The organism is Pontibacillus halophilus JSM 076056 = DSM 19796 (assembly GCF_000425205.1).
Lineage (GTDB): Bacteria > Bacillota > Bacilli > Bacillales > BH030062 > Pontibacillus_A > Pontibacillus_A halophilus.
The window spans coordinates 19,623-41,077 of sequence record NZ_AULI01000011.1 but is presented as its reverse complement, the minus strand read 5'-3'; the positions used below and the strand labels follow the sequence as shown (position 1 = coordinate 41,077).

The 21,455-nt window shown below is 44.4% G+C and carries 19 protein-coding genes, 1 pseudogene and 1 riboswitch; of the genes and pseudogenes, 9 read left to right on the top strand and 11 right to left on the bottom strand.

Features of this window, described 5'->3' with window-relative positions; all coding sequences use genetic code 11:
- Positions 1-166: 166 nt before the first annotated feature.
- From H513_RS0111650 to H513_RS0111645, 3 genes and pseudogenes are all read right to left on the bottom strand, one after another.
- Entirely contained in the window at positions 167-805 is a 639-nt protein-coding gene (locus tag H513_RS0111650; RefSeq protein ID WP_026800915.1) for a DUF3885 domain-containing protein, read from the bottom strand.
- 79 nt (positions 806-884) lie between these two features.
- A pseudogene (locus tag H513_RS21625) lies at positions 885-1,113 on the bottom strand (transposase-like zinc-binding domain-containing protein); the annotation flags it as partial.
- A gap of 198 nt (positions 1,114-1,311) precedes the next feature.
- Positions 1,312-2,610: a right-handed parallel beta-helix repeat-containing protein gene (locus tag H513_RS0111645; protein WP_026800914.1), complete on the bottom strand. Its 1,299-nt coding sequence runs from the start codon at positions 2,608-2,610 to the stop codon at positions 1,312-1,314.
- A gap of 185 nt (positions 2,611-2,795) precedes the next feature.
- Between H513_RS0111645 and H513_RS0111640 the strand changes: the two genes are divergently transcribed.
- The 4 genes from H513_RS0111640 to H513_RS0111625 are packed head-to-tail and all read left to right on the top strand — an operon-like array spanning position 2,796 to position 8,303.
- The gene (locus tag H513_RS0111640) at positions 2,796-3,968 is read left to right on the top strand and encodes an aminotransferase class I/II-fold pyridoxal phosphate-dependent enzyme (protein ID WP_026800913.1); all 1,173 of its coding nucleotides are present in this window, start codon (positions 2,796-2,798) and stop codon (positions 3,966-3,968) included.
- The gene (locus H513_RS20130; RefSeq protein ID WP_051239929.1) at positions 3,965-5,647 is read left to right on the top strand and encodes a thiamine pyrophosphate-dependent enzyme; all 1,683 of its coding nucleotides are present in this window, start codon (positions 3,965-3,967) and stop codon (positions 5,645-5,647) included. Before H513_RS0111640 ends, H513_RS20130 begins: the two co-directional genes overlap by 4 nt.
- Positions 5,644-7,137 carry an aldehyde dehydrogenase family protein gene (locus tag H513_RS0111630; RefSeq protein ID WP_026800912.1) on the top strand — a complete coding sequence of 498 codons (1,494 nt, stop codon included), beginning with the start codon at positions 5,644-5,646 and terminating at the stop codon, positions 7,135-7,137. Before H513_RS20130 ends, H513_RS0111630 begins: the two co-directional genes overlap by 4 nt.
- A 23-nt stretch (positions 7,138-7,160) precedes the next feature.
- Positions 7,161-8,303, top strand: coding sequence for a saccharopine dehydrogenase family protein (locus H513_RS0111625; RefSeq protein WP_026800911.1), 1,143 nt, complete (start codon positions 7,161-7,163; stop codon positions 8,301-8,303).
- Positions 8,304-8,347: 44 nt separating this feature from the next.
- On the opposite strand, the gene H513_RS0111620 is transcribed toward H513_RS0111625, so the two are convergent.
- Complete coding sequence (locus H513_RS0111620; RefSeq protein ID WP_026800910.1) at positions 8,348-9,565, bottom strand: DUF819 family protein; 1,218 nt, start codon at positions 9,563-9,565, stop codon at positions 8,348-8,350.
- A gap of 304 nt (positions 9,566-9,869) precedes the next feature.
- Here H513_RS0111620 and H513_RS0111615 point away from each other — a divergent pair, with 304 nt between their 5' ends.
- Positions 9,870-10,073: a hypothetical protein gene (locus H513_RS0111615; protein ID WP_026800909.1), complete on the top strand. Its 204-nt coding sequence runs from the start codon at positions 9,870-9,872 to the stop codon at positions 10,071-10,073.
- Positions 10,074-10,324: 251 nt separating this feature from the next.
- Here H513_RS0111615 and H513_RS0111610 read toward each other — a convergent pair whose 3' ends face one another.
- Positions 10,325-10,945, bottom strand: coding sequence for an acetate uptake transporter (locus H513_RS0111610; RefSeq protein ID WP_026800908.1), 621 nt, complete (start codon positions 10,943-10,945; stop codon positions 10,325-10,327).
- A gap of 113 nt (positions 10,946-11,058) precedes the next feature.
- Positions 11,059-11,361: a hypothetical protein gene (locus tag H513_RS0111605; RefSeq protein ID WP_026800907.1), complete on the bottom strand. Its 303-nt coding sequence runs from the start codon at positions 11,359-11,361 to the stop codon at positions 11,059-11,061.
- A 517-nt stretch (positions 11,362-11,878) separates the two neighbouring features.
- Here H513_RS0111605 and H513_RS0111595 point away from each other — a divergent pair.
- On the top strand, positions 11,879-13,591 hold the full coding sequence (locus tag H513_RS0111595) for a hypothetical protein (protein ID WP_026800905.1): 1,713 nt from the start codon (positions 11,879-11,881) through the stop codon (positions 13,589-13,591).
- Positions 13,592-13,630: 39 nt separating this feature from the next.
- Here H513_RS0111595 and H513_RS20125 read toward each other — a convergent pair whose 3' ends face one another.
- From H513_RS20125 to H513_RS0111570, 5 genes are read right to left on the bottom strand one after another with little or no spacing between them, the layout of a single operon-like run.
- Positions 13,631-14,353: an HAD family hydrolase gene (locus H513_RS20125; protein WP_051239927.1), complete on the bottom strand. Its 723-nt coding sequence runs from the start codon at positions 14,351-14,353 to the stop codon at positions 13,631-13,633.
- Positions 14,354-14,368: 15 nt separating this feature from the next.
- Entirely contained in the window at positions 14,369-15,289 is a 921-nt protein-coding gene (locus H513_RS20120) for a DMT family transporter (RefSeq protein WP_036770176.1), read from the bottom strand.
- A complete protein-coding gene (locus H513_RS0111580; RefSeq protein WP_026800904.1) occupies positions 15,289-15,681 on the bottom strand; it encodes an NUDIX hydrolase in 393 nt (130 codons plus the stop codon). The genes H513_RS20120 and H513_RS0111580 overlap by 1 nt, the downstream gene beginning before the upstream one ends.
- An 11-nt stretch (positions 15,682-15,692) precedes the next feature.
- A complete protein-coding gene (locus H513_RS0111575) occupies positions 15,693-16,388 on the bottom strand; it encodes a hypothetical protein (protein WP_026800903.1) in 696 nt (231 codons plus the stop codon).
- Positions 16,381-17,517, bottom strand: coding sequence for an aminotransferase class V-fold PLP-dependent enzyme (locus tag H513_RS0111570; RefSeq protein ID WP_026800902.1), 1,137 nt, complete (start codon positions 17,515-17,517; stop codon positions 16,381-16,383). Before H513_RS0111570 ends, H513_RS0111575 begins: the two co-directional genes overlap by 8 nt.
- 128 nt (positions 17,518-17,645) lie before the next feature.
- Positions 17,646-17,747, bottom strand: a riboswitch (purine riboswitch).
- A 385-nt stretch (positions 17,748-18,132) separates the two neighbouring features.
- Between H513_RS0111570 and proC the strand changes: the two genes are divergently transcribed.
- The 3 genes from proC to H513_RS0111555 are packed head-to-tail and all read left to right on the top strand — an operon-like array spanning position 18,133 to position 21,434.
- On the top strand, positions 18,133-18,963 hold the full coding sequence (proC, locus tag H513_RS0111565) for a pyrroline-5-carboxylate reductase (RefSeq protein ID WP_036770122.1): 831 nt from the start codon (positions 18,133-18,135) through the stop codon (positions 18,961-18,963).
- A gap of 53 nt (positions 18,964-19,016) precedes the next feature.
- Entirely contained in the window at positions 19,017-20,153 is a 1,137-nt protein-coding gene (gene proB, locus H513_RS0111560; protein WP_036770179.1) for a glutamate 5-kinase, read from the top strand.
- 18 nt (positions 20,154-20,171) lie between these two features.
- Entirely contained in the window at positions 20,172-21,434 is a 1,263-nt protein-coding gene (locus H513_RS0111555) for a glutamate-5-semialdehyde dehydrogenase (protein ID WP_026800899.1), read from the top strand.
- Positions 21,435-21,455: the final 21 nt, after the last annotated feature.

Genomic DNA, 21,455 nt, shown 5'->3' with positions numbered 1-21,455 from the left:
GTAAATCAGTCGCTTCTCTAAATCTTTCAAGTATGCTCCCTCCCCTTGATCGTATATATTGATAATCTTGCTAATAGCTACACATTTCCTCTCATAGTCATCATTAGTAAATATCTGATACCTCTTGTGTGGAACACTTGTTTAGAGCGTTTCCCTTAAACGAAATTCAGTTAAATACCTTATCAATTTCAGGTCTGTCATAATCCAAAATCCAGTCATTGTGTCTAATATAAGTGCCTTTTATTGTAGCAGGTGAAGTTGCCAACAAATCACAACCTCTGTCATCGTAAACGTGAAAGATGGTTTTTCTATTGATGTTGATGAAGTACACTCTATGGTGAATAAACGGTTTCAATCCCAAGTCTTGATTACAAATTGCTTTTAACAATGGAACATACTTTAAATCTGATGTTTTGCATCTTAGAGTAAATCTGTGAGTTTTGAATGTGCCTTCTTCATCATCTTCTGGAAAAATATAAGGCAATGCTTGATGTTTTAATCTAAACAACAATGATTTTTTTACATAGTTGGGGAAATTCTTTAACTGGTGTTTAAGGTTTTTTCCTTTATTAAGATCATTAACATCCATCACGACAAGAATCTCTTCTGTTGGAGAATGTAAGGATTCAAATAAAGCAATCGCCCTTTCATAACACTCCGATACATATGGGTTATTTGGATGATCATATTCCCCTTTCTGCTCTGCACCAAGTTCAAAACGAATCCCAATCCCCCAGCTATAAAGCAAAGGTGGTCTAAGTTCCAAATTGGGATAATTTTCGTTCATAAAGTCTTTTAACTGCATTTCAACACCTCGTAGTTTCTATTTATCGATTCAACTGATCCGAATTTTGGATTGACTAAACTATCATCCGTCTACTTTAACGATACCGTTGACGACCTTTCACTTTGCCAACCTGAACAACGTGTTCAGATACACAATGAGGACACTCAAAATCATCTTTAGAACGAGTTTCCATCATTTCATTAATTAGCCGGCCACCAAAGGAAGAGGTGGGTCAACATAACGTTTTACACATTGATATACTTGTTCTTTTTAATTATTGGATAATTTGTCGATAGACGTTAGGAAGTTCTAAACGCTTTGTCCATTTCAAACCCACTCCCCGAATGGTTGTTCTTATAGTGATTATATCAAGATTTTGCACATTATTACCAATATTTACCTTTAACAGAGCTCAAAAAAAGAGTGCTAGATTGCTTGGCAATCTAACACTCAGTGCACAGGACATGGTTAGGGGTGATTAACTTTAGTTCGGGTTTCCTTATAGCGTGAGAGGCAGTTGTCGTTTAACGCTCGTTTTGAGGCCATTGTCCATAATGGCTGTGAATATTCCAGTTTTGTTCCTTCTTGTGTTTATTATGACAACATTTGTCCTTCTTACGACCATCACAGGTGCATGATGAAGAACAGCATTTCTTATTCCAGTCATTTGAATGATGAGGGGTTTTATGATGAGAAGAGGTGCAGGACGAACAGGTGCAGTGTGGTTTCTTATGGTCCCCCTTTGAACAAGGTGACGGGTGTTCTTTCTTCTTTGTTTCACATGCGTTAGGTTGGTGTGGGGACGGGCAGTGTTCTTTGTTGCTGCACAAATGTGGTGGCTCCGATGACTCACAATGGTTGCCATAGAATTGGTTCGAGACGCCGGAATTGTGTAAGTCGTAGGAAACATTGTGCTTCAAGTCATTAAAGACGAGTATATTCCGATTACCGAATTTCCCATTAATTGCAATGCCGTCCTTCTTGTTGCTGTAGACACAGTTGCTTTCTAGGATATTGAGAGGGCTTGATACTTGAATTCCAGCACACAGGTTCTCACTAGATACGTTGCTTTGCACGATTGTATTATAGCTATCTAGCAAGGCACCTCCGCTATTTGGTTCTAGTTCAATCCCATTTTCCTTGTTGTCGGACACATGGTTGCCAATAACCATCGAATTCGCGCTCTTATGGCTAATTCGAATACCATCTAAGCCGTTCGATTTGATCTTGTTTCCATAAATAAATGTGTCTGGGGCGTGAGCGGCTACTCCATATTCTTCATTGCAATCCACTGTGTTACACGCGACAGTGTTGTTCTGCGCTTCTTCGTATATTGTGATTCCGTTCCAATCGTTTTGTTGGGACGTATTTTCAATTATTCGGTTGCTGCTTCCATTCTGAGATACTTCGATTCCAGCCATTCCGTTGTACCTGACTTCATTCTGGTAAGCAAGGTTCCCATCAGATCCTGCAAAGTTGATTGCACTATTCCCACAACGTGAAATTTTATTAGCGATGATTCGGTTAAAGGCGCCGAGGCGGACATGAATGCCGTCGTTGCTATAACACAAGATTTGGAATCCCTTTATTTCCACACCTTTCACATTATCGAGAAGGAAGGCGTGTGGAAGGAGTGGGTGGAGAACATCATATTCTCCTTTCATTACGACTTGATGACCGGTTGCAACAATACGAATATAATTTGTTCGAATGACGACTTGCTCGAGGTAAACCCCATCATGAACTAAGATTAAGTCTCCCTCTTTCGCGTAATCTACAGCTGTTTGAATCGATCCCCCGGGTTGTACGATTTGCGTAGCCATAGCTTTCACCTCCTTCGTTCTAGTTTATTCAACGTCTGTCGATTGGAAAGGGTATTTGTCGTAGTGGTTCCATGCATTTTTACGCTGACTTCTCTAGGACGTCCGAAGCATTCCTATCTGAACTGGCATAGACGAGCAGTCGGTATCATAAATTGAATTGTTAAGGTGTTTAAGGAGGAATGGGAATGAAGCGAAGTTCAATGCGAGTTCAAAGCTTACCTCCCTATCTGTTTTCCATTTTCCATGAGAGAAGGAAGGCGCTTGAGGCCAAGGGGATTGATGTGATCGACTTAGGCATAGGTGCGCCTGACCTTCCTCCCCCTGACTTTATTGTAGATAGATTGGTTAGTGAATTAAGGCAGCCAGAACAACATCGTTATTCCCCCTACACTGGCTGTGATGAATTTAGGGAGGCAGTTGCGAGCTATTATAAGCGCACATATGACGTAACCCTCGACCCAAAGCGGGAAGTGTTGACGTTAATTGGTTCTAAAGAAGGGATAGCTTCGATGATGACCGCGTGGTTAGACCCTGGGGATGTGACTTTGATTCCTAATCCTGGATACCCTGTATATCGGTCAGCTGTACACTTGGCAGGCGGAGAGGTTGTCGATTTACCTTTACTTGCACCCGCCCATGCATCGCCAAATTATGAGGCCATTCGAGAGAAAGACTTTGAAAATGCGAAAATGATGGTCTTAAATTACCCGGGAAATCCGACAGGAGCAACGATAGATATAGAAGTGTTCTTGGAAGCGGTTACGTTGTGCAAGCAGCATGATGTGATTCTTGCCCACGATGCTGCATATGGGTCCCTTACTTACGATGGATATCAAGCTCCAAGCATTCTTCAAGTGGATGGGGCGAAGGAGATTGCTGTCGAATTTGGTTCGTTGTCGAAAACGTTTAATATGGCGGGCTGGCGTATCGGATATGTGGTGGGCAATGAAGAGGTCATCAAGGCGATTGCGACAGTCAAGAGTAACATTGATACAAGTCAGTTCTTACCGATTCAATTTGCAGCGGCTGAAGCGTTAAGAAGTGATTTTAGCGCCGTTCGTGAACAATGTGAGATTTATAAAGAGCGTAGAGATTATGCTGTCGAGCAGTTAAGGCGTATTCACATAGATGCACCTTGCCCTAAAGGGACGTTTTTTATTTGGGCACCCGTACCGGATGGAGCTACTTCTAGAGAATTCTCAGAGCGGTTACTTGAGGCAGGTGTTGTCGTGACGCCTGGTGAAGCGTTCGGAACAGAAGGGCGAGGATATTTCCGAATCTCGCTCTCGACTTCCATAGACCGATTGACGGAAGCGTTCTCTCGAATGGAAAAGGTAGTAAAGGAGATGGAGCGATGAGTGAGCGGAGGAGGCAATCAGGTGCCGCGGCCATCGTAGAGGTATTTAAACGGGAAGGGGTTCGCCATGTGTTCTGTGTACCTGGTGAGAGTTATCTTCCTGTTCTTGATGAGTTGATTGACTCTGAGATTGAAGTGGTCTCAGGACGGCAAGAGGGCGGTGTTGCCTTTATTGCAGAAGCGTATGGGAAATGTACGAATCGAGCAAGTGTCGTTATGGCTACTCGAGGAGTGGGAGGGGCAAACGCAACGATTGGAGTTCACACTGCCTTTCAGGATTCAACGCCTATGATCCTACTACTTGGTCAAGTCGATTCAAAGTTTCTTGGACGTGAAGGGTTCCAGGAGGTTGATATGGAGGCGTTCTTCGGTCCTATTTCAAAGTGGGTGGTAGAAATCACAGACGCAGAACGGGTGCCTGAACTGTTGCAACGGGCATTTCGGATTGCACAGTCTGGTCGTCCTGGCCCTGTTGTCGTCTCTCTTCCAGAGAATATGTTGAAAGTCGAAAGAGAGATGTCTTATGGACCTTCCCACCTAAAGGCTACTCCTGCTCCATCAAAGGAGGAGTCGCGAAGAATCGAGGAAATTCTATCAAAGGCTGAACGCCCACTCATCCTAGCAGGAGGAGGAATCAAGCGGTCGGAAGCTGAGAATGAGCTGCTCCGATTTGTTGATCTTGCTCGTATTCCAGTTATGAGTGCCTTTCGAAGGCACGATGTATTTCCGAATGACCATCCATTTTATGTAGGGCATTTAGGTCTTGGTACGCCGAAAGAGTTACTGGACATTGTAGAAGAAGCGGACACTATCCTCGCGATTGGGACTCGTCTCTCGGAAGTGACAACGCAGGACTATACATTGATACACCCGCATCATTCGCTCGTACATGTCGACATTTGCGACGATTCTATTGGGAAGGTGTATGCACCGACTGTCGGCATTCAAGCAGATGCGAAAGAAGCGCTACGTTGTTTCTGTACACTAGGAGCTCTTCCGAATTGGCACAACTGGGCCTATCGATCAAGACTTGCTTATGAACGTACAACGAAGCTGAAGGACCCGCCGGGATTTAAGAATGAACATGTGATACAAGCCCTGATTGATGTCTTGCCAAAGGATGCCGTCATTACGAATGATGCAGGTAACTTTGCAGGGTGGCTTCATCGTTATTATCCTTTCACGAAGAAGAATACGTACGTCGGACCCACTTCTGGTGCGATGGGGTACGGGATGCCAGCAGCCATTGGGGCGAAATATGCTTATCCAGAACGAACCGTTGTCTCCTTGTCAGGAGATGGTGGCTTTATGATGACGTGTCAGGAGATTGAAACAGCGGTTAGATATAACATTCCAATCATAGCCCTCGTATTCAACAATGCCATGTACGGAACGATTCGCATGCACCAAGAGATTCATTTCCCAACACGCGTGACCGCGACAGATTTATCGTACGTTCGTTTTGATGCGCTGGCAAGAAGTTTAGGGGCAAATGGAATCTATGTGCATAGTGTGGACGAACTGAAATATGCCTTAAGTAAAGCGATGTATCAGAATCAACCAACTGTAATCGAAATTCCGATGAACAAAGAGCAAATCACGGTCACAAGGACACTAACGGAGTTAAAGGAAGCAGCTGTTCAACGTTTAAGGAATGAAAAGGGGGAACCGGGAGAATGAGCGTAAAACCTGTTGAAAAACTGGCAAACTTTGTTAATGGAGAATGGCATCGTAGTGAGTCGTACACAGTCGTTAGAAATCCTGCGAATGGAGAGAAATTAACGGAAGTTCCGTTATCTACTTGGAAAGAGGTGGATTATGCCGTTGAGGCAGCTGTGGCTGCTCAGAAACAGTGGGCGTTAGTCCCGGCACCACAGCGTGCTGAAGTGTTATACAGAGTTGGAAGCTTGATGAAAGAACGAAAGGAAACGTTGTCCCAATTGTTAACAATGGAGAATGGGAAAGTCATTGAAGAGGCAAGAGGGGAAGTACAAGAAGGAATTGATATGGCGTATTATATGGCTGGTGAAGGCCGTCGGTTATTCGGTCAGACAACGCCGTCTGAGTTAAAGGATAAATTTGCGATGAGTGTACGTGCACCCGTCGGGGTTGTAGGAATCATTACACCTTGGAATTTCCCAATTGCGATTGCTACATGGAAGTCGTTCCCGGCCATTGTAGCTGGGAATGCTGTTGTATGGAAGCCAGCTACTGAAACACCTCTTATGGCTTTTGAACTGGTGAAGATTATGGAAGAAGCGGGGTTACCGAGTGGGGTGCTAAATGTTGTATTCGGTTCAGGTTCTGAGGTGGGCACAAGCCTGGTCGAACATCCAGACATTCGTGTCATTTCCTTTACAGGATCAAACGACACGGGTAGAACTATTGCGAGTAAATGTGGGGAGCAGTTAAAGAAAGTATCACTCGAAATGGGAGGAAAGAACGCGGTCATTGTGCTTGAGGATGCGGACCTTGACCTTGCTGTTGAGGGAATCTTATGGAGTGCATTTGGCACAAGCGGCCAGCGGTGTACTGCATGTAGTCGGGTCATTGTTCATGAGAATGTAAAAGAAGAGCTAGAGAATCGACTGCTTCAGCAAATGGAGACTCTGTCTATTGGAAATGGTTTAGATGAAGGAATCAAAGTAGGTCCCATCATCAACGAGAAGTCCTTGATGAAGATTGAAGAATATATGGATGTAGCGAAACAAGACGGGGCTAGGCTACTGGCTGGAGGCCATGTCTTAGAAGGGGAAGGCTTTACTGGCGGGTACTATTTCGCACCGACCCTGTTTACAGATGCTACAAAGGATATGCGCATTGCACAGGAAGAAATATTCGGACCTGTTGTGTCACTTATTTCGGTGAAGAGCTTGGCTGAAGCGGTTGAGGTGAACAATAGCGTGAGCTTTGGGTTATCAAGCTCCATCTTTACAAAGGATGTGAACCGTGTGTTCCAAGCGCAGCGTGACCTCGACACAGGCATCGTGTACGTCAATGCAGGAACAACGGGCGCGGAAATTCACTTGCCATTTGGAGGGACGAAGGGAACAGGAAACGGTCATCGCGACTCAGGTCTAGCAGCCCTTGATGTGTTCACAGAGTGGAAGAGTGTGTATATCGATTACAGCGGTAAACTCCAGCGTGCACAAATTGACACAGAAGAATAGACCGACGAAGGGGGAAGTCCATGATGAAGGTGTTGGTGCTAGGTAGTGGGTTGATGGGAAAGGAAGCAGCTCGAGATTTGGTTCAGTCGTCCGGGGTAGATCGGGTCACGCTTGCAGACTTGGATTTTGAGCGGGCCGCGTCTGTCTGTCAGTCCTTAACTAGTGAGAAGTTGACTCCGATGCGTGTAGATGCAAGTGATGACATCATGCTATCTGAAGCAATGAGCAAGCACGATGTGGTCATCAACGCTCTCTTTTATACATTTAATGAAACCGTTGCTAAGAAGGCGGTGGAGGTGGGGGTTCATTCGGTGGACTTAGGTGGTCATATTGGTCATGCAACTGACCGGGTCCTTGAACTTCATGATGCGGCTTATAAAGCCGGAGTGACCCTCATTCCAGATCTCGGTGTTGCGCCTGGTATGATTAATATTCTTTCTGGGTATGGGGTGAGCCAGCTTAGTAGCGTGGAAGAAATTAGGCTCTATGTAGGTGGGATTCCTGTTCGACCTGAACCACCACTTGAGTACAATCACGTCTTCTCAATGGAAGGGGTATTTGATCATTACACAGACCCTTCTCTCATTATACGGAACTGGATTAAGCAGGAGATCCCTTCTTTATCCGAGGTTGAAACCTTGCACTTTGAGCGCTTTGGCCCGCTTGAAGCATTTCATACGGCAGGAGGGACATCGACTTTGTCTTACTCCTACCCACACCTAAAGACACTTGAATATAAGACGATTCGTTACCCTGGCCACGCAGAGAAATTCAAGCTACTTGTTGACTTGAATTTAACCCGAACAGACTATGAGGTTGACGTTCGAGGGAAGCGAGTCAATCCGAGGGAAGTCATGTTGAAAGTGCTCGAGCCAATTGTGGATTTAGGTGAGAAAGACGATGTGGTGCTGCTGCGCGTGGAGGTAAGTGGCAAAAAGGATGGCGCTTACAAAACCAATACCTATGAAATGACCACATTTAAGGACCAAGAGCACAATGTTACGGCAATGGCAAGAGCGACTGCGAATACAATATCTGTCGTGGCTCAGATGATTGGTGATGGACGTATTGGAACACGTGGGGTGTACCCACCAGAGCAGATTGTTCCGGGGGATCTTTATATGGAAGAAATGGCGAAAAGGGGAGTGGTCATCGAAGAGAGATAGGGGAATTAGAAGGAGCGCCCACCGCATCGGGAGCGCTCTTTTCTTTACATATTCATAAATACATAGTACATCATACTTCCAATATAGTTCCCTATAATGTAGCCAAGTGTTCCGACGAGCATAATGGGTACGATTAGCTTCGTCCAACCTTTCGCAATGGCAAATGCGGCAGCGGTTGTAGGGCCGCCAACGTTCGCATTACTCGCGACAATCATCTCCTCAAGGCTAAAGTTGAACAGACGACCTACGCCGAACGTGATGAGCATGTTGAAGAGCACGATAATTCCAACGAACACGACTAAGAGTGGTGCATTGTTGATAAGTAGCGGTATGGAAGCAGGAACCCCAATTACAACGAAGAAAATGTAGATGAGGTACGTTCCGAGTTCTTGTGCTCCGTGAATGCTTTCAAAGAAACGACTGAATACGGTGACGGCAATGACGGTAATGGTAGTCAGCATCAGATAGCCATCCCCGAATAATCCATTAACTAGGTTTAGAATGAAGGAAGCGTTCTCTCCAGACGGAATGATTTCATCCAACCATTCAGCTAGCTTAAAGGACAACGCTACAAGGGCGAAGGCACTTCCGCTTGCGAGGGCAATGTCCTTTAAGGAAATATCGTTTCGCTTCCAATAATCCGAAGCGGTGTTTTCGTTCCTCTTCCCTTCACGTTCTCGTTCATCTATGTAAGGCGTTCTAAATTTCTTCCTGAAGAAGGCGAGGGTCGGCATTAGGATGAGCACGAAGAAATACAAGGCCATAAGCAAGTTATCCGCGACAATAGCAGAGGCAGCAAGCTCCCCCGGTGGATTGAACTTACCAGAGAGGGCGGCAAAGTTCACCCCGCCTCCAATGTATGAACCGGTCTCCATAGCTCCGATAATGGCGAGATTAGGAATCGCATCCTTTAATAGAAAGAAGGCAATGTAAGCACCCACTACGGTTCCCGTAGCGCTTATAAGAAAGATGAATAACATTCGTCCACTTTCATTCAGTACTTTCTTTAAGTTTGCCTGGAACAAGAGTAGCGGAATCGCAAGTGGAATGACATAGGTCCACACAGCGTCATAGGCAGGAGCATCTGTTGGGATAACTCTTAAATTAGCAAGGATGAGTGCCCCTACCAACGCGATAATAGCACCAGTTACCTTAGAAGCCCACGCGTACTTCTGTTCCAAATAAATACTAATGGCGGCCCAGCCTGCCAAGAACGCCCACAATAGCCAGGTGTCGTCTGCTCCAATCAATGTTTGTTCCATTATATTCCTCCTTTTCGGTATAAGAGTCACGGGATTTCGTCTTTTCAATGGGGAAGACATTTATGCGACCCATGTGAAACGCTTGAATCGTTTAACTTCTTCTCGACAGCAGTGTATTCCTCCTTCTGTGGTGGAGTGATTCACAGTCATCAACAATCAGGTGACAATGCTAGGAGTGAAGAAGCGGTTTAAGTCTATGTATAGAAACAAAGACACATTAAGTCTACTGGATAAAGCCTATTTTACACTCTGGTAACAGATTGGTGTTCTTATAGAGTCATTTTAGTAGCATAGGGGGTGGATGATGAGGAAAGTGTTGTTCGTTACATTTGCTTCACTTATGGCATGTTCGGCTTGTAGTGGTGGAGACACATATACCTATTGGACGGATACAACAGAAAATCAAATTCAACGCTTAGATGAAGCATCGATCAACTATGAAATTCGAGATGATGAAATTTGGGTGGATGAAGAGGAAATGGACAAGGTTGTAGCATGTTGCTCTTAATAACAAGATATGAAGGTTATCAAAAATAAGGCCGTTATCGTATACCTCAGCAATCAATCTAATAGGGGGTATGGGTATAGGGGTGTATAGCTATAAGGGCGATCCTTCAGGGAATGCAGTGAGTAGTGATTTAGATAATAAGTCAGACTCACATACCCGTTAAATTCGCCATGACTTGAATAGATTTTGTACGTGTATCTGTCGACAATACAAAAAATGCGATGAAGCGTATTCCGCTTCATCGCACCTGATTAGGATGTGAAAATCCCGAATGGTTTGCCGACTGGAAGTGTTACTTTCCCGAAGTGTGTGTTCATCACACTCGCAGCAGCACCGTAGAAACTTAAGATGGCAATACAGAATTCAGCAACGGCAGCCAATAGGTGAGTGGCTTCTGGAGCTACACCTAGTGTGGAAAGAGACAATCCGATAAATAGGAAATCAATAAATACGAAAATCGTAAAGAGTACTTTATGTGTCTCCATCGCTGCAACCGTCATAAATAGGCTGAAGATTAAGTATCCAACATATGCGATTCCAAGCTGTTTTGGATCTACCGCTGCGGCAGCTGCTTCTCCAAATACACCGAAATCAATAAGCCAAGACATTCCGACACCGAACCAGAACAGTCCGAATGCTGCAAAGGCAGTTGTGCCGAACGTGTTGCTATGCTTTGCATCTAGTATACTCGCAATCAATTGAGCAATTCCTCCAAGGAAAATCGCCCAAGGCAGAACGAATGAAACGCCTTCTGTCCATCCAAGCTTTGCTGAAGAAGCGACAAGTGTCACCATCGCAAGTCCAAATAGACCAAGAGCGGATGGGTCAGCGGAAGCCATTTGCACACGCTGCACAGTTTGTGATTGATTCATGTTGTTTCCTCCTTTTACACATACCTGCCTAATTTACATGTTTATCATGATTTTTGCAATGTGAAATTTTGGAGGTTGTCAAGAAATGGGACAAAGGAGATTAGGAGCGTGTCCTATCTCTTCTCATCATTCTTTAATTGAACGTAACGCTTCTCATTGTAACGCCACAGCGCCCAGCCAAATAGCGGACCGCCTATAAAGGGATACAGCACGAAATTAATCAATGCTTCTCCTAATTCCCCACTAGCTAAGAATTCATCTACTTGTAAGCCGTACTGGATGAGTGTACTTGCTGTTAGAAGAAAGGGAATCAATAAGCCGAATCCGAATACGCCACGCTTTAGTATGAAACGCCCTTTGCCTTGCTGGCGTTGGGTTTCCCATTGTTCTAGGAACTGTTGGTTTCTTGTGTCCATGGTGTTTACCTCTCTTTATATGCTGTATAGTATCTCATTGTAAGCATGAAGAAGAACGAGAGCAACCTTCTATAAAAAAACGAGAAGTTCTCGCATTAGGGTTGTGAATATTTGGATTTATTGAAATAATTAAAGTCTTCATCCATGTCTCATTAAGGAAAAGGGGTTTTCGTATCGTCCGGTCCGTGGAGTTTCCTGTCATCGTAATCATTCTTGCGATTTTTACGGCTCATCTTGCGTTCCCTTCTGTTCAACTTTCGCAACCTGTTATATTTTTGCTTAGCTCAGTCGTCTTTGGCTGTATTGGATTTGGTCTAATTAGAAAGAAATCGAAAGGGAATGCGACGCTTGCCTTTCTAAGCTCTTTTTCTCTAATTCTTGCTTCAATTCTTTAAAGCTATAATGAATCACTAAAGTAGTGAGAGGACTTAGGTTCTCTTTTTTTGTGTAGAATGAAACCAAGACGGTGGTTCATCCGTACCCTTATATACGATCTAAGAAAAGAGGAGAGTAGACTATGCTAGGAATGCTTACGACAGCAGCGCTATCGTTCGTCTTATTTGCCGTATTGGCCGTAGTTGCCATTATGAAAAATGCGTTACGACGTAAAGCGCTGATTCAAAATTCATTAACTTTATTGATTATCGGACTTATCTTAATGTTCGTCATTGTGTATGTGTTCATGCCTGTCATGACGATGCCGAACCTACTTCTACTAAATACCGTTGTGGCTCTGTTATTAACGCCACTTCTCTATGTAGGTTCTCGAATTAATGTTCAGTACCAGACCCTACACCGCTCATTGACGGGAGTGTTAATCATTCTTGTCGCGCTTTCATTTGTAGGGATGTTTGTGTACAACTTCTTCGCTTTAGGCGACTCCTATGATTCCATTCCAAAACAGGAGGAAGAAGAAGCGAAGCCATTAAATGAAGAGAACACACCAATATCCGTTGCGCCTGAATCGGCTCGTAACAAAGTTCAAAAGGCCATGAGTGTTGTGCCAAACACACAATTCTATGACCTAGGGAAATTACAGGCTCAGCGAGTAGATGGAGAAATTGTGTATGTCGCACCTGTTGAATTTGCTAACTTCTGGCGTTATTTACGCGGGGGAGAGACGGAGGGGTATTTCTCTATCCCAGCAACAAACATTAACGCTCAGCCAGATTTCATTGAAAGTAAAATGCGCTATACAAACTCAAGCTACTTTAACCAGAACGTAAAACGAGTTGTGTACGCAGCTCACCCTGATCATATTCAGAGTGGCGACGCCCAAATCGAATTGGACGACGACGGAAAGCCTTGGTATGTACAGACCATTTACAAACCATTGCCTTTCTCCAATCAACCAGACCTTCAGAACATCAAAGTGGCAGTAGTAGACCCAGAGAATGGGGATGTGAAATCGTATGAATCAGGCGAAGCACCAGACTTTATCGAAGGTTCTGTAAGTTCAGAGCTCGCTGCTACAGAGAACAATTACTTTGGTCAATACGTAAACGGATGGCTAAACTCCATCTTTGGTAAGAAAGATGTGAAGATCCCGAACGAATCGGGTACGGAAAGCTCTGTTACACCAATCTTTAATGAAGCAGGCGAGATGTTCTACTTTACTGACATGGCCTCACCGAAAGAGAACATTGATTCTGCACTTGGCTACACGCTCATCAATGCTAGAACAGGTGAGTTAACGTACTACAATGGAAAGCAGAACAATGGCATTATGGATAGTAAAGGGGCGAAGCAAATCGTCAATAAGGAGTATCCAGAGAAGAACTGGACCGGTTCGATGCCAGTCCTTTATAACGTCGATGGACATCCTACATGGATTGTGAACGTACTTGACCCGAATGGTCTATTTAAGCAATATGCCTATATTAAAGCTTCTGACTCTGACTTTGTCGTATTCGGTGAAACTGCGAAGCAAACGTTGAACGCGTATCGCCTCGCCTTAGCGCAAGACCCGAGTAACGTAGAAGGAAGTGAAGGCACCGAACTAACAGAGAAGAACGGTACCATTAGCCGTGTCCTTGTTACGTCAACAGAAGCAAGACAATCTGTTCAGTTCCTTCTAGATGGAGATACAACCATCTACACTGTTAATACGAGTAAGGCACCGCTTGCTATCTTCTTGAAAGAGGGAGATTCAGTTGAGATGAAAGCAAGAATTCGAGATAACGGTACGGGGACAGTTGAAGAGATGACAATCGAAGGATTAAATGATTAGGAAGTTAGAAGAGAGTAGCGATAATCGCTACTCTCTTTTCTATGTGATCGTAGTTGTACGATTGAGATGAAATAAACACGGTTCAATGTCGTAGATTGTTCTAGATAGATGCAAGTTTTCGTTAATGGAGGACGCCTGTCTCGGTGTAATCCAAATGGCATTCATGCCTACCCCGATGGAGCCTTGTATATCATGGGTCCACGAGTCACCGATATAGGTAGCAGAACGAGCTTCGACGTTTAACGTCTTTAATACATGCTGAAAGGCTCGTGGGTCTGGTTTGTCATACCCAATGTCTTCAGAGATGAAGATGTGTTCGAACGGAATTACACTAGTGAGGTTCAATTGAATGATTTTCCGCCACTGCTCTTTCTCCTTTCCATTCGTTAATATAGCAAGCGTATACGATTGCTGAAGTTTGTCTAGAAAGTCTCGTAATTCTTCATCCATTGTAATGCTACTTAGCAAATTCTCCATAAACGCTTCGAAGTAGTGCTGAGATTGCTCTTTATTGACGGAGCGACCTAACGCATGCATCGTTCGTATAAACCGTTCTACACGCAACTCATTTAGTGTGATTGCTTCCTTTACATGAAGCGGCCATAGTTCTTCATCGAACATCTTTAATAAAGGAAGGAACGCATCATATGAAAGTCCATTTGTAAGGGGGGAGGAAGTGAACGTGGTTCGGTTTGCCTCCTCCCAATACTGTCTAAACGGAAACAATGTGTTATCTAAATCAAACAGGAGCAAAGGTTTCATCTGAACAGTCCCTCCCTATTGATGGGTTTGAAGGTTGACGTCGGAATTTGCAGGTTGTTTAATTGGTTGGTCTTGTATGTTCATCCACACGATTGCCAGGAACATAAGCGTTAAACCTGACAGCTTCCCTAATGTAGGGAAGGGCCCCCAGATGATCCACGTAAGCAGCATGGCTACAGGTAATTCCGTCGATGTGAACACTCCTAGCATACCGGATGGGATTTTCTTCGCTGCAGCGATGGTCAACTCAAAGGTCAGAATTTGACCGAGCATCGCTGCCAAAAGTCCAAAGGTGAGTGCTTCTACGGAGAAAATGGACAAATGCTCAATGTTTACTAGGCATACAAAGAGAGCTCCAATCAAACTGATGAGTGTAATAAACAGCTTAGTATGGATATGAGCTGTGATCTTCTTAAGGCTGAATAAATAGACGGCAAATGAAGCGCCCGCTGCCACACCGTAAAGGAGACCAAGCCCCTTTAGGGAAGAAAGAGAACTGCCAATCAACAATAGAGAGCCGAGCCACAACAGAAGAATGGAGAGGCCTTTCTTATTTGTGAACGCTTCTTTGTCTAGCCAAATGCCGAGTAGAAATAAAATCCAAGGGTACTGAAATAGGCCGAGTGATGCAACGCTTGGGTCCGTTAATTGAATTGAAGAATAATAAAGCAAACCAGTCGAAACGGCTGTGATCGCTGCAATCCAGTTAAAGGGACTCTTGAATAAGAGTGAAATGGGTTCTCGTTCGTACCCTTGTTTAGCTCTAGCTTGTATGGACTTTACGCCAAAGTAAAGAGTAGCGAAGAAGAATTGGTAGAACAGAAGGTCAAACGTTGACACTCCTAGATTGTGAGCCTGTTTCACAATGATCGAATTAACTCCGTAGGTCACACCAGCCAATAGAGCAAAAGTTGTGCCAAGATTTAATCGGGACATCATGAAGACATTCTTTCTCTTAATAGAGGCAGGGTAAAGTGACGAATGCCGCTACCAAAATCAGCACAAGCCTCCTCATCTTCAATGGAAATCCATTGGAAAGCATCAATTTCAGATGATGGCGTGGGTTGGCCCTCAATCTCAGTTAAATAGACAGTTAAGTGCAATTCCTCGTCATCGAACATGGAGGTAGTTCGGTAGGTTCCTAGTTTCTCATGAGAAGTCACCTCTATTTGCAATTCCTCAAACAATTCCCTCTTAAGCGTTCCAATTTCGTTTTCTCCATTTTCAGGTTTCCCACCTGGTAGCATGTATTGATCTGGATGTTTTTTCTTGCTCACGACAAGTAATTTTCCTTCGTTTATGATGGCTGCACCGATTTTAGTAATCATAGATTTACTCCTTATACAGTTAATTTAGGGGACACATACTTGGTCCGCTCAACAAGGCTTGCCGTATTGGTCATCCACTCAATGTGATTCTCGCAAATAGGGAGTTTACCTGTAATGTATTCAGTTACTTGTTCATTCGTCGGCTCGCTGAAGGCATCGCCGAAAATGGATACACCTTCAAGTGATTTGGATGAGAGACCAAGTGTCAGCAAGGCGTACTTGACGTCATCCTGAGAACCGTAATGGTAAATTGGAGATTCGTAGTCTATGCCGTACTGACGTTCAAAGTCTTTCAACAGCTCAATTGATGCTTCTTTCTGTTCGGCGAGGTCCTCTTGATAGCCTACACATCCATCTACGATTCGTGTAATCCCGTTCTGGAGACAGTAGACAGTTGCTGCTGCATGAATGGCTAATTTGTCACCTAGTAATACGAGGTTGATTCCAAAGCGCCTAAAATCCTCTTCCAGATGTTCAATCGCAATACTTCTAAACAATCCGTATGTAGGAAGTATAGTCCTTCCTTTGATTTCGTTCGGGAACTTATCCATAAGTTGATCGACCCGAATTTGAGAGAGTTCACTTCCGATTCCAATGCCGCTGTTGCACGTTAACAAATGAACCTCTCGTCCTTGTAATGCCTCAAGACAAGCAACTAAAGAAGAATCACGACCACCAGTAAATAGAACAGCAACTTTATTAGACATACGTTTCCCCCTGATATACGTTTTTGTAAATAGCATGAACCAGTTCTTCCATTTCGTGTTTCTCATGGTGAAAGCTCACAGATATGCGGATGGCATTGTAACGTGGGACGTCCTCGAGAAAGATTTGCTCGGTCTCTAATTCTTTACGTAATGACTTAGAAGAAAGGTCGGAAGGAAGGATGACAGATGCAATGTTGTGGATGCGGTTAGACAGAAGCGGAAGGCCTGCTTCTCCTACAAGCTCTTTCATAAGGGACATATTCATACAGGTTCTATCATGAATTGTGGCTATCCCTCTTGCCTGAATCCATTTCAGTCCTTGAATCATCCCTTTGATGAGAGGTCGATAACGTGTTCCTGTTTCAAATTTCCTCGCGCCCTTTACAAGAGATGGCCCTTCGTCGTTCCAATCATAGGTCGATGTATTCGCATAGGTGGGAGAGACGGAAGGTGCGAATGCTTCAGAGCAGTAGAGAAACCCAATGCCCTCAGGGCCTAACAGCCATTTATGGGCAGGAAACACATACGCATCTACACCTAATGCTTTGACATCAACGTTAAGAGAGCCGACAGCTTGCGCTCCATCTACAACGACCTTGATGTTTAATCGCTTGGCAAGGGAGACTAGTTCACGTATAGGAATGATTCTACCTGTCTCATACATAATGTGTGAGACTAGAATCACCTTTGTGTTGGGCGTAATATGTGTCATGATGTCCTCTACATCAAAGAGGTGATCTTCGTGGATGCTGTATGAAATGATACGTATTTGTTTCCGTTCCGAAATGGACGTCATGCTAGCTTTCGTACCGAAATGCTCACCACGTAACGTTAGAATTTCTGACCCAGGGGGTAGATTCATCCCATTCAAGATGATGTTGATTCCTTCTGTTGTGTTGGTCGTGATGGCAATCTCGTGAGCACTACAATGGATTAGCTTCGCCACCTCAGCTCTCAAAACGTCTAACTCCTCTTGGAAATAATAACGACTTCGTAAATTCGCTCGTGTGGCAGTTTGCTCCTTCATGCATGCTTTCGCGATTTCGTTGCCTGTACAGGTAAGCATAGGACCAGCACCTGCATGGTTGAAATAGAGCCCCTCTCGTAAAATAGGTAAGTCTTCACTCACTTCATTCACCTCCTACTTGAATCAATAGATTTCCAAAGCCCCTTCTACATAATAAAAAGAGGTAGAAGTCACTTGTAGGAGTGAAATTCTACCTCAATGAAGTCAGATTGAGGACTCTGTCTATCTTTAGACAGAATCATTTCACTCGTAGTTCGGCTATTTACGGTTGCCAACTAGATACACTCACACCTTATTTGTGAGTTTATACGAGCTCGGGTATTGGATAAGGTTATCATACAGTTATTTCCATGTCGGTTCAATTGAATGTTGAATAAATGGGGAAAGATGGTCCATTTGTCCTGTATGCGTTTTCTTAGTGGGGGAGCGGGCATTCCCTGCTTTCTTTGGAGTAGGTGGGGAAACGGCCGGTTGCCCTCCCCAACTTTACATAAAAAAGGAAATGAAAAATCCTCAAATACATCCGTGAGTAGGTTTTAAGCTTGATGAGTAGGGAAGAAACACGTTTATCTCTAAATGTAACCGCTTTCTGTCGTTATCTGCGCGAATTCCGTATGACATGTTGAAAAGCCCTTGTTTTCTAATTTCTGTTTGTTATGATTATCAACGTTTAGAAAATACTGAATTGTTTATTGAGACAGGAGAGTGATTAACGCAATGAGTCATACTGTTGCATTTCTAGGTGCAGGTTCGATGGCAGAAGCGATGATATCAGGAATCGTGAAATCTGGTACGTTAGAACCAAGCCAAGTCATTGTAAGCAATAAGACCAACCATAACCGATTACAAGAACTGAAAGTGAAATATGGCGTTCGCGCAATAAATAGGGAAGCTTTACCTTACAACGAAATTGATGTCTTTGTACTCGCCATGAAGCCAAAGGACATTGATTACGTATTGGATGACCTTTCTAGTTATTTACAACCTCATCATCTACTTGTGTCAGTTCTTGCTGGGATTTCAACATCCTATATGGAAGAACGACTACCACAACAACAGGTGATTCGAGTCATGCCGAACACATCGAGCATGATCCGTGAATCGTCTACCGCTTTATCTCCAGGAACGTTTACCACTGATACAAATCTTCACTTTGCTGAAGCGCTCATGAAAGGCATTGGTAAGACCTATGTCATTGAAGAAGCGCAAATGGATGTATTTACAGGAATGGCTGGGAGTGGACCTGCCTACATCTATAACTTAATGGAGCACCTTGAGGAAGTTGGTGTCGAAGGCGGACTCGACCGCGAAATTGCAAGAGACATCGCAGCCCAAACGATTATGGGTGCCGGGAAAATGATGCTTCTCCAAGACGACACTCCAACAGAACTAAGACAAAAGGTAACTTCTCCAAACGGTACAACAGCGGCAGGTCTAGATGCCTTGGACGAACATGGAGGTGGCCAGGCCATGGCTGAAGCCGTTAAAGGGGCAGCTAAGCGCTCACGAGAAATGAGCCGTGACCTGGAGCGTCCAGTCGTAACGTAATGAAACGCATCCAAATTGAAGCACACAATGGAACAATCAAGAATCAAGGAGTGATGGTCAACGTGCAACAAACAAATCGCAAACGAATCGTGATTAAAATTGGAAGCAGTTCATTAACAAGCATGCATGGCGAAATTAGCCGTCGAAAGCTTGAGAAGCTCGTAGATGAAGTCGTTCGCCTGAAGGACGATGGATATGAAGTGCTTCTCGTATCCTCAGGCGCCGTCGCAGCTGGATACCGTCGTTTAGGATGTCTGACACGCCCAACTTCTTTACCAGAGAAGCAAGCAGCAGCCTCCATTGGTCAAGGGCTCTTAATTGAGTCCTACTCAGACCTCTTCTTATCTCACGGCTATGTAGGCTCTCAAATTCTCATTACACGTAGTGATTTCTCAGATGAAGATCGCTATAACAATGCTCGCAACACGATTAACGTCTTGCTTGAGCGCGGCATCATTCCAATTGTGAATGAGAACGACACGATTACAATGGACTTCTTGAAGTTTGGAGATAATGATACCCTCTCTTCCAAAGTTGCAGGGTTAGTCGATGCAGATCAACTTCTCATCTTATCAGACATTGATGGACTGTACGATGCGAACCCATCTGAGAACGAACATGCGAAGCTCATTGAACATGTACACGAAATTACACCAGATATTGAAGCAGTGGCTGGCGGTTCAGGCAGTGCTGTTGGTACTGGCGGGATGAAATCGAAAGTAGATGCGTTCAAGATGGCTATGGCCTCAGGGATTGATTCCTTCCTAGGTAAGGCGAATGAACCAAACGTTGTCTACGATGCCGTTCACAATGTAGCTACAGGAACGTATTTTCACGCTCGAAATGAAACAACAAACCTTGATCAGAAGCAGCAGTGGATTGCATTCAACTCAGGACCAGAAGGTGAAGTGGTTGTGGAGAGAATGGTTGTGAAGGAAGCGCATGAAGCCAAACACCATCTCCTCCCAGCCGATATCCTTAGCGTCCAAGGCGAATTTGAGAAAGGAGCAGTTGTCCGCATTCTCGATCCGAATAACGAAGAAGTAGGACTTGGAATCGTCAACTACTCATCTGATAACTTTAAACGTATGCAGGCTGTCCCGAATACTGGAGCGAACAGTGGGAAAGCGGCAGTTGATTATGAAGCACTTGTTTGTCATTTAGAGACCTCAATTCCAGTAGGAGTTTAATAATAGAAGGAGGATTTCATGTCTATTCTAGAAGAAAGAATTGATATAGAAGCACAAGCTATTAAAGCAAAGAAAGCCGCGAAGAACTTGTCCATTGCGACGACAAGAGAGAAAGATGATGCCCTTCACACGATGGCCAAGACTCTAGAAGAACGTTTGTCTACTATTCTAGAAGCGAACGAAGAGGACTTGAGAAATGGTGAAGAGAAAGGCTATGAAGCCGCGTTTATGGACCGCCTTAAGCTGACTGAAGCGCGTGTCCGTGACTTCGCAAATGGTCTTCGTGAAGTAGCAGAGTTAGAAGACCCGACCGATGTGACGAAATCCGATTGGACGCTTGAAAACGGGTTGAACGCTAAAGAAATGACGGTTCCGCTAGGCGTCATCGGTATGATTTATGAGGCGCGTCCGAACGTGACAGTCGATGCTACCGGGCTTGCTTTGAAATCTGGGAATGCCATTGTATTGAAAGGGGGTTCCTCTGCCATCAACACGAATCGTGTACTCGTTGAAATGATGAGAGAGGCACTCCAATCTACAACGATTCCGGCTGAAACCATTCAATTTATAGACAGCACAGATCGTGAAGCAACTCAGCAGCTCTTTACAATGAAAGAACACATTGATGTGCTCATCCCTCGCGGGGGAGGAGCGTTGATTAACGCAGTTGTCGAACAAGCAACGGTACCTGTCCTTGAAACGGGAGTAGGAAATTGCCACATCTACGTTGATAAGGAAGCGGATTTGAATAAATCGTTGTCCATTCTGGTTAATGCCAAAACGGACCGTCCTGCAGTATGTAATGCGGTGGAAACGCTACTTGTCCACAAGGAATGGCTCGAACAGAATCATCAACAGTTGAAAGAAACGTTAGATGAGAACGGGATTATTCCTCATGGAGATGCGACACTACAGCAGTACTGGCCAGACACCGCCCTTGCGACAGAGGAAGAATGGGCAAACGAATATTTAAGTAAGCATATTGCGATTAAGACAGTGGACGATGTAATGGACGCCATTGACCATATTGAAACGTATGGCACGAAGCACTCTGAGTCCATTGTGACGGAGAATAAGGATACAGCCGAAACGTTCTTAAAGCTTGTCGACGCAGCAGCTGTTTATCACAATGCTTCAACTCGCTTTACAGACGGTGGGGCACTCGGATTTGGTGCTGAAATCGGAATCTCCACACAAAAGCTCCACGCACGTGGCCCAATGGGGTTACCCGCACTTACGACAATCAAGTACGTTATGACCGGAGACGGACAAATTAGATAAATAGAACAGGCAGAGGACAAC